Annotated in this window: 13 protein-coding genes; 6 read left to right on the plus strand and 7 right to left on the minus strand. The window is 58.4% G+C overall.

Going from position 1 to position 14583, the window contains the following annotated elements; genetic code table 11:
* Positions 1-150: 150 nt before the first annotated feature.
* Genes tig through clpX form a run of 3 tightly spaced genes read left to right on the plus strand, consistent with a single transcriptional unit; the run spans position 151 to position 3498 of the window.
* Positions 151-1479 (plus strand): trigger factor, encoded by a 1329-nt coding sequence (gene tig / locus ABIT76_03220; protein MEO7932149.1) that lies wholly within the window; start codon positions 151-153, stop codon positions 1477-1479.
* 35 nt (positions 1480-1514) lie between these two features.
* Complete coding sequence (locus ABIT76_03225; GenBank protein MEO7932150.1) at positions 1515-2207, plus strand: ATP-dependent Clp protease proteolytic subunit; 693 nt, start codon at positions 1515-1517, stop codon at positions 2205-2207.
* Positions 2208-2226: 19 nt separating this feature from the next.
* On the plus strand, positions 2227-3498 hold the full coding sequence (gene clpX, locus ABIT76_03230) for an ATP-dependent Clp protease ATP-binding subunit ClpX (protein MEO7932151.1): 1272 nt from the start codon (positions 2227-2229) through the stop codon (positions 3496-3498).
* A gap of 18 nt (positions 3499-3516) precedes the next feature.
* Here clpX and queD read toward each other — a convergent pair whose 3' ends face one another.
* Both queD and ABIT76_03240 read right to left on the minus strand, forming a co-directional pair.
* Positions 3517-3882 (minus strand): 6-carboxytetrahydropterin synthase QueD, encoded by a 366-nt coding sequence (queD, locus tag ABIT76_03235; GenBank protein ID MEO7932152.1) that lies wholly within the window; start codon positions 3880-3882, stop codon positions 3517-3519.
* Positions 3883-3887: 5 nt separating this feature from the next.
* The gene (locus ABIT76_03240; GenBank protein MEO7932153.1) at positions 3888-4544 is read right to left on the minus strand and encodes a radical SAM protein; all 657 of its coding nucleotides are present in this window, start codon (positions 4542-4544) and stop codon (positions 3888-3890) included.
* Between the two features lie 79 nt (positions 4545-4623).
* On the opposite strand from ABIT76_03240, the gene ABIT76_03245 reads away from it, so the two are divergent.
* Together ABIT76_03245 and ABIT76_03250 are read left to right on the plus strand one after the other, a co-directional pair.
* Positions 4624-5160 (plus strand): sigma-70 family RNA polymerase sigma factor, encoded by a 537-nt coding sequence (locus tag ABIT76_03245; protein ID MEO7932154.1) that lies wholly within the window; start codon positions 4624-4626, stop codon positions 5158-5160.
* 4 nt (positions 5161-5164) lie between these two features.
* Positions 5165-7372 carry a von Willebrand factor type A domain-containing protein gene (locus tag ABIT76_03250; protein ID MEO7932155.1) on the plus strand — a complete coding sequence of 736 codons (2208 nt, stop codon included), beginning with the start codon at positions 5165-5167 and terminating at the stop codon, positions 7370-7372.
* Positions 7373-7767: 395 nt separating this feature from the next.
* Here the strand turns inward: ABIT76_03250 and ABIT76_03255 are convergent, their stop codons facing one another.
* From ABIT76_03255 to ABIT76_03265, 3 genes are read right to left on the minus strand one after another with little or no spacing between them, the layout of a single operon-like run.
* Positions 7768-9246 (minus strand): hypothetical protein, encoded by a 1479-nt coding sequence (locus ABIT76_03255; protein ID MEO7932156.1) that lies wholly within the window; start codon positions 9244-9246, stop codon positions 7768-7770.
* Positions 9247-9261: 15 nt separating this feature from the next.
* Positions 9262-9981 carry a TVP38/TMEM64 family protein gene (locus ABIT76_03260; protein ID MEO7932157.1) on the minus strand — a complete coding sequence of 240 codons (720 nt, stop codon included), beginning with the start codon at positions 9979-9981 and terminating at the stop codon, positions 9262-9264.
* 5 nt (positions 9982-9986) lie between these two features.
* Positions 9987-11804, minus strand: coding sequence for a bifunctional homocysteine S-methyltransferase/methylenetetrahydrofolate reductase (locus ABIT76_03265; GenBank protein MEO7932158.1), 1818 nt, complete (start codon positions 11802-11804; stop codon positions 9987-9989).
* A 126-nt stretch (positions 11805-11930) separates the two neighbouring features.
* On the opposite strand from ABIT76_03265, the gene ABIT76_03270 reads away from it, so the two are divergent.
* Positions 11931-12614: an N-acetylmuramoyl-L-alanine amidase gene (locus ABIT76_03270; protein MEO7932159.1), complete on the plus strand. Its 684-nt coding sequence runs from the start codon at positions 11931-11933 to the stop codon at positions 12612-12614.
* A gap of 8 nt (positions 12615-12622) precedes the next feature.
* Here ABIT76_03270 and ABIT76_03275 read toward each other — a convergent pair whose 3' ends face one another.
* Both ABIT76_03275 and ABIT76_03280 read right to left on the minus strand, forming a co-directional pair.
* Complete coding sequence (locus ABIT76_03275; protein ID MEO7932160.1) at positions 12623-13528, minus strand: ABC transporter permease; 906 nt, start codon at positions 13526-13528, stop codon at positions 12623-12625.
* Complete coding sequence (locus ABIT76_03280; protein ID MEO7932161.1) at positions 13525-14520, minus strand: ABC transporter permease; 996 nt, start codon at positions 14518-14520, stop codon at positions 13525-13527. The genes ABIT76_03275 and ABIT76_03280 overlap by 4 nt, the downstream gene beginning before the upstream one ends.
* Positions 14521-14583: the final 63 nt, after the last annotated feature.

Here is a 14583-nt window from a genome sequence, read left to right on the forward strand (position 1 = left end):
TAAGCCGCTCGAAATCGGAAAAAAAGTCATTCCTCGCCATTTGCGAAAAACCCGGCGTAAAGTCGGCAACTTTCGCGGTTTCCCTGTTCTTTCGATTGCCAAGCGCAAACCGAGAGCCTAAGTTCCGCGACTTTTCCCTATCAAAATTTTATGAACGTAGAAGTCGAATCCCTGCCCCATTGTCTAGCCTCCGTCAAAGTCGAAGTCCCTTCCGACAAAGTCGTGGCCGCCCAGTCCCGCATCGCTGCCGGATATAAAAATCAAGCTCGCATCCCCGGTTATCGTCCGGGCAAAGCGCCGCAATCCGTCATTGATAAAAAATTCCATAAAGAGATCAAAGAAGAGCTCACCAAGCAGCTCGTCGATGAAGGTTTCCGCGAAGCGATTCAGAAGGAAAAACTGAAAGTCCTCTCTGTCTCCGACGTGCAAGACGTCGAGTTCCATGAGGATCACAGCCTGTCGTTCACCGCGACCATCATTACCCAGCCCACTTTCGAACTCCCTGAATACAAGGGACTTCCCGTGCAGGTGCCGTCTTCCGAGGTTCAGCCCGGCGATATCGAACGCGCATTGCAAAATCTCCGCGAGCAGCACGCCGATTTCGTTGATGTCTCAGGCCGCGGACTCGAAATGAGCGACTTTGCCGTCATTGATTACACCGGCACTGTCGATGGAAAATCCGTCGCTGAGATCGCTCCCAAAGCCGGCAAAGCTCTCTCTGGAAACACCGGTTTCTGGATTAAAATGGGACCCGAATCCTTTTTCAAAGGCTTTTGCGACAACCTGGTTGGCGCGCAGATCGAGGACAACCGCAAGTTCGCCATCGAGATCCCAGCGGATTTCCCGGCCAAGGAAGTGGCCGGTCTCAAAGTGGACTTCGATGTCACTGTCAAAGGCATCAAGTCGCAGGTTCTACCTGAACTGAACGACGAACTCGCAGCCAAAGTCATCCCGGATCACACTTACGAGCAATTGGTCGAGCTTCTCAAAGAAGAAATCGCCAGCCAGCGCGCCAATGAAGTCGAGCGCCTGAAACGCGATCAAGTCGTGGAAAATCTCCTCGCCAAAGTCGAGTGCGAGCTGCCTCAGGACATGGTGCAGAACGAAACCCGCCGCATCATGGCCGAGATCGTTCAGCAAAATCAACAACGCGGTATCACCGACGAGCAGCTTAAGGAAAACGAGAAAGACATCGTCGTCCAAGCCGCGACCGGCGCTCGCAACCGTCTGAAAGGTGCCTTCATTCTCACTCGCATCGCGGAGAAGGAAGAAATCCGTATCAACCGCAACGAAGTGGACAGCCGCGTTGAGCAAATGGCTCAGAAATACCGTGTGACTCCCAAGAAAATGCAGAACGAGTTGCAAAAACGTGGCGGTTTTGGCGGTCTCCAGGAAGACATTCTCATGGGCAAGGTGATTGATTTCCTCGTCGCGAACGCTACGGTTCAGGAAGTTGCCACCCCGACTCCCGCAGAGTAATTTTCGCTATGAATCACATCTCGCCTTTCGCCTCCATGCCCGCCGGTTTTACGCAAACTCCCAGTAACTCCATGCTTGTCCCCATGGTTGTCGAGCAAACCGGGCGAGGGGAGCGCAGCTACGATATTTATTCGCGCCTGCTGAAGGATCGCATCATTTTCCTCGGCACCGCCGTGGATGATCATGTGGCGAATCTCATCATCGCGCAGTTGCTTTTCCTCCAGATGGAAGATCCGAAAAAAGACATCCATCTTTACATCAATTCACCAGGCGGTTCAGTCACGGCGGGTTTGGCGATTTATGATACGATGCAGTTTTTGACCTGCGACGTTTCGACTTATTGCCTCGGCATGGCCGCGAGCATGGGTGCGGTTCTTCTGGCAGCCGGAGCCAAGGGCAAACGTTATGCCTTGCCAAACTCCGACATCATGATCCACCAAGTTTCCGGTGGTGCCCAAGGCACGGCAAGCGACGTCGAACGCACGGTCGAGTTCATGTATAAGCTGAAAAAGCGCCTCATCCGCATTTTGGCGCATCACACCGGCAAAACTCCCGAGCAGGTGAATCTCGACTCCGATCGCGATAATTATATGACGGCCGACGAAGCCGCTGCTTACGGATTGGTGGATGAAGTGGTTAAATCCCAAAAAGAACTTCCCGCTTCGGCCAAACCCGACCTCAAGGACAAACCTTCCGATCCTCCATCCCCGGCTTCGCTTCCTGCGTAAATTGCGTTGACATTTCATTATGGCCAGAGCTTCCAATCTCACCATGTGCTCCTTCTGCGGAAAGAGCCATTCCGAGGTCAAAAAGCTGATTGCAGGCCCCGGAGTGTATATTTGCGATAGCTGTATCAATGTTTGCAAAAGCATCCTTGATAAGGAGTTAAATGAGGATGGCCGCAAAAAAGTGGCTTTGGAAATGCGGGTGCCCAAGCCTGCGGAAATCAAACGCCAGCTCGATCAATATGTGATTGGACAGGAACTTGCCAAGCGAACGCTTTCGGTCGCAGTTCACAACCACTACAAGCGCATTCTGGACGTGCCGCATCCTTCCAGCAGCGGATTCACCGACTTTTCGGACGTCGAGCTCGACAAGAGCAACATTCTCCTCCTAGGTCCCACGGGTTGCGGCAAAACGCTGCTCGCCAAGACGCTCGCCCGCATTCTCGACGTGCCTTTCTGCATCGCCGACGCCACGACTTTGACCGAAGCCGGTTACGTCGGTGAGGATGTGGAAAACATCGTTCTCCGCCTGCTTCAGGCTTCTGATTACGACGTCAAACGCGCCGAGATCGGCATCGTTTACATCGACGAAATCGACAAAATCGGTCGCAGCAATGGCAACGTCAGCATCACCCGCGACGTTTCGGGAGAAGGCGTCCAGCAGGCACTCCTGAAAATCCTCGAAGGCAGCACCTGCAACGTCCCTCCGCAAGGCGGGCGCAAGCATCCTCAGCAGGAATACATTCAAATCAATACCGACAAAATTCTCTTCATCTGCGGCGGAGCCTTCGTGGGGTTGGAGAAAATTGTCAGCCGCCGCATCGGCAGCAAAGCGATGGGTTTTCACGCTGTGGCCGCCAATGGCGGGAGCATGAGCATTCCCGAGGCGTTCCAAAAAACCGAGCCGGAGGATCTGCTGGCATTCGGCTTAATCCCGGAATTTGTCGGTCGTCTGCCTGTTCTTACGGCGCTCAATCCGCTAAATGAGGACGAACTGGTGCAAATTCTAACTGCTCCGAAGAACGCCATGGTGAAGCAATATTCCAAGCTGCTCGGCATGGAAGGCGTGAACCTGAACTTCACCAAGGACGGCCTGCGCGCCCTCGCGGCTCAAGCCGTCGCCAAGGGCACCGGTGCCCGCGCCCTGCGTTCCATGATCGAAAAAATCATGCTCGACGTCATGTATGAGGCTCCCGGCCGCGAAGATTTGGCCGAGGTGACGATTAACCGCGCCGTCGTCGAGGGCACCAAAGCGCCCATCCTGCGCCGCAAGCAGGAAAAAGAAGCAGCCTGAACCGACTGGAAGTCGAATCTAAAACTCCCCGCGAAAACTACACCGCGCCGTTGGCGTTTCGTAGATCACGATCTCACTCAGCCCTGGAAGATCCGCCTCGATCTTCCGCCAAAACCACGCAGCCATGTTCTCGATCGTCGGGTTTTCCATGCCCTCGATTTCGTTGAGATACGAGTGATCCAGCCGGTCGATCAGCGGCTTCATCGCGCCGGTGATTTTGGCGTGATCATAAATCCAGCCGATTTGCGGATCGACCTCGCCCGTCACAGAGACTTCCACCTTGAAACTGTGGCCGTGCATCAGCCGGCATTTGTGGCCTTCCGGCGCCCCGGGCAGAGTCTGCGCGGCTTCAAAAGTGAAATCCTTGGTCATCGTTGCTTTCATAAAAATCAGACTCCGATGGTTTTCGGGTCCCAGATAAATTTGTGCATTTGAAGCTGGAAACGCACATCCAGTTTATCCTCCACGAGCCATTCCACAATCAGGCGCGGCTCGATCACGGTGAAATTTGGGGAAAACAAAACGGTGCAGATTCGAGTTAGATCGTAATCAGCAATCCGAGCGCAGGCCCAGTCGTAATCGACGCGCGATCCGATGACGAATTTTACCTCATCGCGCGACGTCAGATGCGCGATATTTGTCCAAAGCATCCGGCCCGACTCTCCGCTATCCGGCGTCTTTAAATCCATGATCCGATGCACGCGCGGATCGATCTTGGAAATGTCGTGCGCGCCGCTCGTCTCGATCAGCATCGTCTTGCCTGCGTCGCAGAGCGCGGTCATCAGCAGAAGGACGTTTTTCTGCAAAAGCGGCTCGCCTCCGGTAATCTCCACCAGCGGACAATCCATGCCCAGTACTTCGCTGAGGATCTCGGAAAGCACGCGCTTGTCGCCTTTGTAAAACGCATACGCCGTGTCGCAATAGGTGCAGCGCAGATCGCAAAAAGTCAGCCGCACGAAGACGCAGCGCAGTCCAGCCCAAGTGCTTTCACCCTGAATCGACTGGTAAATTTCGTTAACGGTGAGCGTCGGCTCTTTTTGCTCCATAAAAATCGGGCGCGAATTATTCTTGAAAAAACTGCCTAAGAAAATTCCGCGGAAGGCCGTTTACCCCCTGCCAACCCCAATGTCAAACCCAGCCACCGAGGACAGCATCGAATCGACCCTTGTCCGTTACGAGCGACCGCTCATTCAATACGCCCTCGGCCTGACCTCCGGCGACATTGACCAGGCCCGCGACATCGTGCAGGACACCTTTCTGCGACTCGTCCGCGAGCCCGAGCCGCCGGTCGGCGACCATCTGGCTCCATGGCTTTTCACCGTCTGCCGCAATCGTGCCCACGATCATCACCGCAAATCCAAACGCCTCATTTATATGGAAAAAACCGCCATGGAAGACTCGCCTGCCGACGTTGACGGGCCATCCCGCGTCCTCGAGCAAAAGGAAAACGCACTCGAGTTAGGGCGTTATTTGGAGAGGCTCCCGGAGAACCAGCGCGAAGTCATCCGGCTGAAATTCCAGTTGGATTTGAGTTACAAAGAAATCTCCGAAATCACCTCGCTCAGCGTCGGCAACGTCGGATTTCTCCTCCACACCGGACTCCGCAAGATGCGCGAGTTCCTTCAGGAAAACGAAACCTTCACTCTCAAGAAAGTCGGCTAAATCTATGAACCTCGACGACCCCAAACTCACCGCTTACGCCCTCGGCGAACTCACCGATCCTGCGGAACTTTCCGAAGTGGAAACCTGGCTGGCTGCCAACCCGGAAGGCCAATACTTCGTGGCTGAGACCCGGCAACTGGCCGATTTCCTCTCGGAAAAACTGCACACCGCCATTCCGGTGGAACTCACCGAGACCCAGAGGGAATCCATCCTGACCTCGGGAAAAATCATCCCGCTCCCGACGGCTCGCCGGACATGGTCGATGATCGGCCTCGCGGCTTTGGCGGCCTGCCTGGCGTCGGCTCCCTTGCTACCGTGGACAGAATTGTTGCGCCTCCGCGATAGCTCGGCACCCAAGGTTGCCATTAGCGATAAGCCGATGACTCTCCAAATGCCGAGGGAGGAGATGAAAAAAGAGAAAACGGACATGATCGCCACTGAAGCTGGTCAATATGTCGTGTCTGAAAGTGAATCCGCGCTGGCGCAAAAACCAATTATTGCAGCCCAACCAACTTGGGTGGCTCCTGCTCCGGAAAGACCAACAGCCGATCAGCGTTTGGAAGCTCTGAGATCAGGAATACCCTCGGATGGCCGCACAACTGCAATGAACGGCGCAACGATTTCGCCCGCTCTTTCTCCAAGTTCACAAGCAACCATTGCTGGTTTTACGGGCGGCTGGTCGCAGGGTGCTGGTGGTGGAGGAAGTCTCAAATCAACAAAAAGTAGCCAAGTGAATGGCAACGATGCTTATTCCATGAGGGTAGATAAAGGCACCGAGCAGCCCAACACCGAAGCCTACGACGCCGTCACCGAGAACGACTTCCTGGCCGCTCGCGACAATCCGCTTTCCACGTTCTCCATCGATGTGGACACCGCCAGTTACGCCAACGTCCGACGGATGTTGCGCGACGGGCAGCTTCCGCCCAAGGGCGCGGTGCGCGTCGAAGAAATGCTGAATTATTTCACCTACGACTACGCCAAACCCGAGGGTGACGCGCCATTTTCCACCAACCTCGAAGTCGCCACCTGCCCGTGGCAGCCCGATCATCGGCTCGTGCGCATCGGGTTGAAAGGTCGTGAAATCCCCGTGGCCGAGCGCAAACCCGCCAACCTCGTCTTTCTGATCGACGTTTCCGGCTCGATGGATGAGCCCAACAAGCTCCCGCTCCTCCAGCAAAGCCTCCGCCTTCTGGTCGATCAACTCGGTGAAAACGACCGCGTCGCCATCGCCGTTTACGCGGGCAGTTCGGGACTCGTCCTGCCCTCGACCTCCGATAAAACGGCCATCCGCGAGGCTCTCGCCAACCTCAAAGCCGGCGGCAGCACCAACGGAGCCTCGGGCATCCGGCTCGCTTACGAAGAGGCCGCCGCCCATTTCCAAAAAGAGGGCGTCAACCGCGTCATCCTCGCCACAGATGGCGACTTCAATGTCGGCGTCACCAACCAGAGCGACCTCGTGGATCTCATCACGGAGAAGGCGAAATCGGGCGTCTTCCTCAGCGTGCTCGGCTTCGGCTCGGGCAATTTGAAGGACTCGACCATGGAAAAACTCGCTGACAAAGGCAACGGCAACTACGCCTACATCGACAGCCTGAACGAAGGCCGCAAAGTCCTCGTCGAGCAGATGGGCGGCACGCTCGTCACCATCGCCAAGGACGTTAAAATCCAGGTCGAGTTCAATCCTGCTGTGGTCAGCAACTACCGGCTCGTCGGCTACGAAAACCGGGCGCTCAAGAAAGAAGACTTCGCCGACGACAAAAAAGACGCCGGGGAAATCGGGGCCGGACACACCGTCACCGCGCTCTACGAAGTCGTCATGGTCGGCAGCATGTCCACCGAAGTCCACGCCGAGCCGCTTCGTTACCAGAGCAACACAGTGCAAATGAAAATGGCCACCCTGCCCAGCGGCGAAATGCTCACCGTCAAACTCCGTTACAAAGACCCCGCGGGCGACGTGAGCAAATTGCTCGAGTTTCCGCTCACCGACGACCACCAGAAGCTCGAAGCCGCCAGTCGCGACTTCCAGTTCGCCAGCGCAGTGGCCGAGTTTGCGGAGTTGCTGCGGAAGTCCAAGCACAGCCAGCTCGCGAGTTGGGAATCGCTCATCGCCCGCGCCAGCGAATCGAAGGGAGAGGATCGCGGCGGCTACCGGGCCGAATTTGTGGAACTCGCCCGCCGCGCCGAGGCTCTCACCCGTCCCAAAGATTCGTAGCGGGAACGGAAGGGATGGCTCCGGGTGCCTCGCCCAAGGCTCGCCACGCGGCCCGGGGCGATTGCTGGCCTCGGAAAACCTGTGAAATTCTCCTCCGGGCTGTTTTCCGTCGCCAGAAATCAGGGCGGATTCTCCTCCGGGCCGTTTTCCGCCGCCAGAAATCGGGGCGGATTTTCCTCCGGACTGTTTTCCGTCGCCATAAATCGGGGGGAATTCTCCTCCGGGCCGATTTTCGTCGCCAGAAATCGGTGGGGATTCTCCTCCGGACCGATTTCGGTCCCCGGAAAACGGCGTCCCCGCAGCCCATTTCCTCCCCCTCGTTCCCAAGCTCCGTTTGGGAATGCCTTGTCCCCGAAACTCCGTTTCGTCGGCGGCTTGTCAGGAGCGCGCCCGCCTCAAGGCCGCAGCCAGAGCGTTGTTGCATCATCCAGACGCTCGGGACGATACCCCAGACGCGCTGCGTAGGAGATCAGTGGTTTTTCCAATTTGGCTTCTTCTCCGTCCGTGAGAATGGCCGCAGGCGGTTCGCTGGCCAGATAGGAATCCAAGTCCGCTGGAGCCAGCAGGCCGAGTCGTTCCCGGCGCGGCGGGGGAACGAGATGGGCAAATTTCCAGCCGAAAATCCCCGTGGCGAGTGGCGGATAAATGGAGAGTCCACTTTCGACGACGACGATGGGAGTCAGGGTGAGGATTTTTCCCTTGGGCACCCTAGCTCGCAGATCGAGGGCGCGGTCGTGGATGCGAGTGACATCCCAATCTTGTGGATGACAAACTTCACCAGCGCGGAGAAAGACTTTCCCGCCCATGACGACACTGATAGCGGCGACGGCGAGCAATCCGTAAATGAGGCGGGTGGAAGTCGCCTGTAAAAGCTGCGCGGCGAGGAGGGCGGCGAGGGGGGCGACGATGTAGAAATGCTGCATCTCGTATCGAGACGGCGCGAACGCTCCCGCGACGAGAGCCAGGCTCGGGACGATCCAGCGCCAGGGGAGTTGCATTCGGCTCTGGTGCAGCGATCCGACTGCAAGTCCGATGAAGGCGAGGGCGAGCGGGAGATTCGAGGCAACGACTTCCTTGAAGAAAAACCGCATTTTTCTCCACGGGGTGATGGTTTTCAGGATGCGGCTGTTATCGGCTTCGAGGAGCGGGAGGCGGGGAAACTGGAAGTTGCCGAAGAGGTAGCCCTCGGGGCTTTGCAGGTAAAACCAGAGGCTGGGCAGGAGGGCGAGGGCGACTCCAATAGCGCTCAAAGTCAGATGGAAAAAACGCGTGCGCAGCGGGACGTTTCCCCAGAGCAGCGCGGTGAGCGGAAGCAATCCGGCGAACGGGGCGAAGGTGAGGCGGCTACCAGTGGCGAGTCCGGCCAGCAACCCGGCGGCGAGCCAGTGCCAGTGGCGGGGTGTTTCCGAAAAGAGGAGAATCGCGAGGGCGGAAATGGCGAGCAGGCTGGGCAAATCGTGGTTCCAAGTGCGCCCGGATGCGACCAGAAACAGATGGCTGGTGAGCCAGAGCGTGACGATGGAAATGGCTGAAACGAGTCTAAGTCCGATGGGTTTTTCCCGAGTGGCTAACCACGCGCAGCCAAAAAGCAGCAGCGCGGTGAGAAAGGCGGCGGCACCCGAGATCAGCCGGGCGGCGAGCAGGGGAGAGGCGGCGTGTTTCACGGCCACAGCATCAAGCGCGATGAGATACGGCTGATGGAACAATGGCACGTCGCGATAGGGCAGGAGACCCTCGCGAGCCCAGAGGACGGCAGGGGCGATGAATTGGTGCTCGTCGTGATTGAGGCCGAGCCCGACGCATTGGCCCAAGGTGACGAGGGCGACGAGGATGAGGAACGAACCCGCTGTAACTCGGATGAGATTTTTTTTCATCCGGTCTGATCCTATTTACCCGACTTGCAGGGCCACGGCGCGCTCGTCGATTTCCTTGAGGAGATTCATCGAGAGGCGGGCGAGGGCGATGCTGATGCCGAGCGCCGCGAGCAGGCCGGCGATCCAGAGGCCGGATTCGCCAAGCTGGAACCGGGATTTTTCCTGAAGAATCTGCACGCCGTATTGCCCGATCGTGCCGAGGTAAACGTAGAGAAAAATCCCCGGCAACTGGCCGAGCGCGACCCAGCCGAGGCAGGACCAAAAAGGCAGCCGGGTGATGCCGTAAAAATAGTTCAGCAAACTCGTGGGAAAAAGCGGATGGAGCTGGCTGAGAAAGACGATGCGCCCGCCCTTTTCGCCGATGACTTCGTCCATCGCCTGCCAGCGGGCGTTGGCGAGCATTTTGCGCTCGACCCATTTTCTCGCCACGGTGCGGGCGATGACAAATGCGATGGCGGCCCCGAGGATATTGCCGAGCAAAACGACGGCGCATCCGACCCAAAGTCCGAAGAAAAACCCGGCTCCGACCACGAGCACGCCGGCGGGCAGAAGGAGGACGTTGCAGCCGGCGTAGAGCAGCGGGTAGGCGACAATGCTGGCTGGCCCCAGGCTTTGGACCCAGCGCTGGGCAGTCTGAATCCAGCTCAGGATGGGGAATTTCCACGCGAGCCAGCCGACGAATAGCGCGGCGATGGCGAGAAGGGCGTAGTGAATGGAGAGGGCGCGGCGCTTCATCGATCCTATTGGGCGCGGACGAAGGCGGCGAGTTCGGTCGTAGTCTCGTAGTTGAGGAATGGCGTGATCAGATACACACCCGGAAAACGATCCAAGGCGGCGCGGCAGATGTCTTTTCCGAGTTCGACGCCTTTCTTTTTGCCCTCAGCGCCCTCCATCCCGCGCATGGTCTCGCGGACGTTGTCGGGAATGGAAATGCCGGGAACTTCGTTGTGCAGAAACTCGGTCTGGCGGCCATTCAATAATGGCCAGACTCCGGTGAAAATGGGGACATTGAGATGCGCGGTGCGGCGGTGCATTTCGGCCACGAGCGCCGTGTCGAAGACGGGCTGGGTCATGACGTAAGTGGCCCCGGCGGCGATCTTGCGCTCGAGTCGGGCGACCTGGGCGTCGAGGTTTTTGGCGTTGGGATTGAAGGTGCAGCCCTGGACGAAATTGGTCTGCACCTTGATGCTTTTTCCGGCGTGATTGTAGCCTTCGTTGAGCCGGGCGATGATGCGCATGAGTTCGATGGAATTCACATCATAGACCGACGATGCTCCCGGGTGGTCGCCCACTTTCGCGGGGTCGCCGGTGAGCGGCAAAATGTGGCGGATGCCGAGGGCGGCGATGCCCATCAGCTCGCTTTGGAGTCCGAGCAAATTGCGGTCGCGGCAACTGATGTGGAGTAGCGGCATGATGTCGAAACGCTCCTTCAGCAGCGCGCCGATGGAGACGTTGGCGACGCGCAGGATGGCGAGGGAATTGTCGGCCAAAGTGATGGCGTCGCTGCCAGCCTCGGTGAGTGCCTGGGCTCCGGCGAAATACTTGTCGAGATCGAGGGTTTTCGGAGGGTCGAGTTCGGTAACAATGACGGTTTTTCCGGCGGCGATCAGATCGAGCAAACTGGTTTCCTCTGAGTGCGCCTTGGCGGACGGACGCGGGGCCTCGGTGACGCGGACGACTATTTTTTGCGAGGCGGGTTGGAGTCCAATGAGGGCCTTCGAGAGCGCCGCGATGTGCTCGGGCCCGACGCCGCAGCAACCACCGATCAGTCGTGCGCCTTGGGCGGCAAATTCGCGTCCGGCAGTGGCGAAATACTCGGGCGACAAGCCATACAAATACTGGCCCTCGCGGTAGAGCGGATGCCCGGCATTGGGGAATGCACTGAGATTGAAGTCGAGCGGGATTTTTTCCAGCACGCGGATCATGGCGTGCGGGCCAGTGAGACAATTGAGACCCACGACGTCGGCTCCGGCGGCGGTCAGTTTGCGGAAGGCCTCGACGATGCTCAAACCCGATGTGAGGCGGCCTTCCTCGCTGCAAACCATCGAGCAGACGACAGGAACTCGACTGAGATTTTTACTGACTTCGAGTGCGAGAAGGATTTCGTCGAGGTGGAGAAATGTTTCGAGTTGGATCAGATCGACGCCGCCGTCGAGGAGCGCACTGATTTGATCCTGAAATACCGCCCGGCGATCCACGTTTTGCTCGCGGATGGCCTCCGGGCTGAGTCCGATCGGACCCACCGAACCGGCGACGTAAGCGTTTTTGCCGAGCGCGGCGACCTTGGCGAGCCGGGCCGCATTCGTATTGAACTCAGCGACCCGGTTTTCCAGTCCAAAACGAGCGAGTCGCACAGCGTTGGCACCAAAGGAATTGGTCTCGATCACCCGGGCCCCGGCGGCGAGATAATCCGTGTGAATCCCGGAAATGAGCCCCGGCTCCGAGCAGACGAGTTCCTCGAAACAACCATCGACCAGCGCCCCGCGCGCCATGATCTCGGTGCCCATCGCGCCATCGCCGCAAAGCAGGCCGCTATTGAGTTCGTCGAGAAAATCCATGGGGGTGCAAGGCAAACCGATTTGCCCGCTCTGCGCAAGCCGTTTGCGCGACCAGTCTATTTACAACGAGGTCAAATATGACCGGCCGTTGTTTACATCGCCTGGAGGCGGGGCTAAGAAACGCGCATGCTTCTCCGCCTTCTGTTTCTCGGCCTGATTGGACTGCAACTCGCCTCTGCCGCCTCGCCGTCGCTGGTCATCATCGACGCCGGGCACGGGGGCAAGGACAGCGGCGGCCATGGAAATGGGCTCATCGAAAAGCAACTCACGCTCGACACTGCGCTCCGGCTCCAGTCGAAGCTGACCCGGGCCGGGGTGAAATCCATCTTGCTGCGCAACGCCGATTTTTTCATCGAACTCGACGACCGCGTGGCCATGGCGAATCGTTACCGGGGCCGCGACGCCGTGCTGGTCTCCATTCATTACAATGCGGTCGGCGGCAGCGAACCACACGGCGTGGAGACGTTTTTCTGGCGGCCCGATGCGACTGCGCTCGCGGCACGTATCCAGCGTCACGTCGCGAGTGAGGCGGGTCTGAGCAATATCGCGATTAACCGCCGCCGACTCCGGCTCACGCGCAATCCCGAGATTCCTGCGGTGCTGGTGGAGGGCGGTTACATGACCAATCCGTCGGAGGCGCGGCGGCTGGCGCAGGCCAAAACCCGCGACGCCATCGCTCAGGGCATCTGCGACGGCCTGCTGGAACTCCGCGAACGAGGCGAAGCCGGCATCCGGCGCGTGCCGGAGATTGCCAGTCCGCTCTCGCGCCCGACTGATCCGAAAGATGGCGGACGCCGCATTCGCATCTAACTCGACTCTTATTTTTTCTCCCGAGGATCGAGGGCGTCGCGCAGGCCGTCGCCGAGGAAATTCAGCGCGAGCAGGGTGAGTGACATCGCGACGGCGGGAAAAACGAGGAGCCACCAGTTGGATTTGATCGGGTTGATGGTTTGCGCGCCTTCCGCCAGGAGTGTACCCCAACTCGCCTGTGGCGCCTGCACGCCGAGGCCGAGGAAGGAGAGAAACGATTCATCCAGAATGACCGCCGGAATGGTGAGCGTGACGTAAATGAGGATGACGCCCAGCAAGTTGGGAAAGATGTGGCGTAGGACGATGCGGAAGTTGGTCTGCCCGAGGGCGCGGGCGGCGAGGACGAATTGTTGGGACTTCAGCGCGAGGACTTGGCCGCGAACGATGCGGGCCATGGTGAGCCATTCGATGGCCCCGAGCGAGACGATGAGGATGAGAATTTTTGAGTAGCCGACGAGAGAATCCAGGTGCCAGCCGATGAGCCATTGCTTCAAAAAAGTGTCGAAGCTGCTGATGGCGATGAGGATGAAAACCAGCCGCGGGATGGCGTAGAGAATATCGACGAAACGCATCATGGCGGAGTCGATTTTGCCGCCTTTGTAGCCGGAGATCATGCCGTAAGTCGTGCCGATGACGAACGAAACGAGCGCACCAAAAACGCCGACCACGAGCGAGATGCGCGCGCCCTCCAGCGTGTGATAGAGCACGTCGCGTCCATTTAAGTCGGTGCCGAAAGGATGCTCGCGGGACGGTGGGGAAAACTGAGCCGCGCTGGTGCCAGCCATGCGCTCAGGAAAAACGAAAATGCCGAGCACAGCGGCGAGCAGGACGAAGCTCAGGAGCACCACGGAGGCGACCACTTTCGGATCGCGCCGCAGCCGTTGCCAGGCGCCGGGAGTGGGGAGGCGGTTCATTGGAGCGTGATGCGTTTGTCGAGAACGCCGTAAAGAATGTCCACGAGGAGGTTCATCAGCACGAGCAGCGTGCAGTAAACGATGGTGACGCCGCCGAGTAGAAAAGCGTCGCCGTTCAAGATGGAATTGACGAAAAACCGGCCCGATCCGGGTACGTTGTAGATCGTTTCCACCACGATCGAGCCGGTGAGAAGATTCGCGGTGAGCGGTCCGAAAAACGAGACGACCGGCAGCACGGCGATCTGGAGGGCGTGTTTCCAGACGACTTGCACCTCGCTCAGGCCCTTGGCCTTGGCGGTGCGAATGTAATCCTGGCTGAGCACTTCGAGCATGGAGCCGCGCATGAGACGCGCGATGTAGGCCGCATACGGCAGCGCGAGCGTGAGCACGGGGAGAATCCAGCTTTGCCAGCCGGTCCAGCCGCCCACCGGGAGCCATTTCAGCCAAAAGCAGAAGATCAAAATGAGAATCGGCCCCGTGACAAATGCCGGCAACGAGATTGCGACCAAAGCCAGTAACATCGACGCGCTGTCGGCGATCTGATGCTGCCGCATGGCGGCGTAAGCCCCAAGGGAAACGCCGGTGAACGCGGCCACGATCAGAGCCAGACTCCCGAGCGTCGCCGAGACGGGGAGCGATTGCGCGAGGATTTCGTTCACCGTGCGGTTGCGATATTTGAGAGACAGCCGGAAGTCGCCCTTCGCCACGTCGGCTAGATAGTCGCCAAGCTGCTGGCAGAGCGAGCCAAATTTCCCCCAGGATTGCTGCGCAGCCGGGCTGAGGCCGAGGCTTTGGGCGTGAGTTACAGCCCAATCACGACCATCGGCGCCATCGAGTTTGTATTTGCGGAGGAGCGCCTCCTCGACGGCCTTGGGGATTTTCTTTTCCTTGTCGAACGGCCCTCCGGGTTTGATCCGAATCAGAAAAAACGTGATCGTGATCACACTCAGCAGCACCGGGATAAGGAGTAGCAGGCGGCGAAGGATGAACATGACCGCCGCCAGCATCGGCAAAGCTCCAGATTTGTCAGCAAGAAAAAAGAATGAATCCGCCAG

Source organism: Chthoniobacterales bacterium, assembly GCA_039930045.1.
Lineage (GTDB): Bacteria > Verrucomicrobiota > Verrucomicrobiia > Chthoniobacterales > DASVRZ01 > DASVRZ01.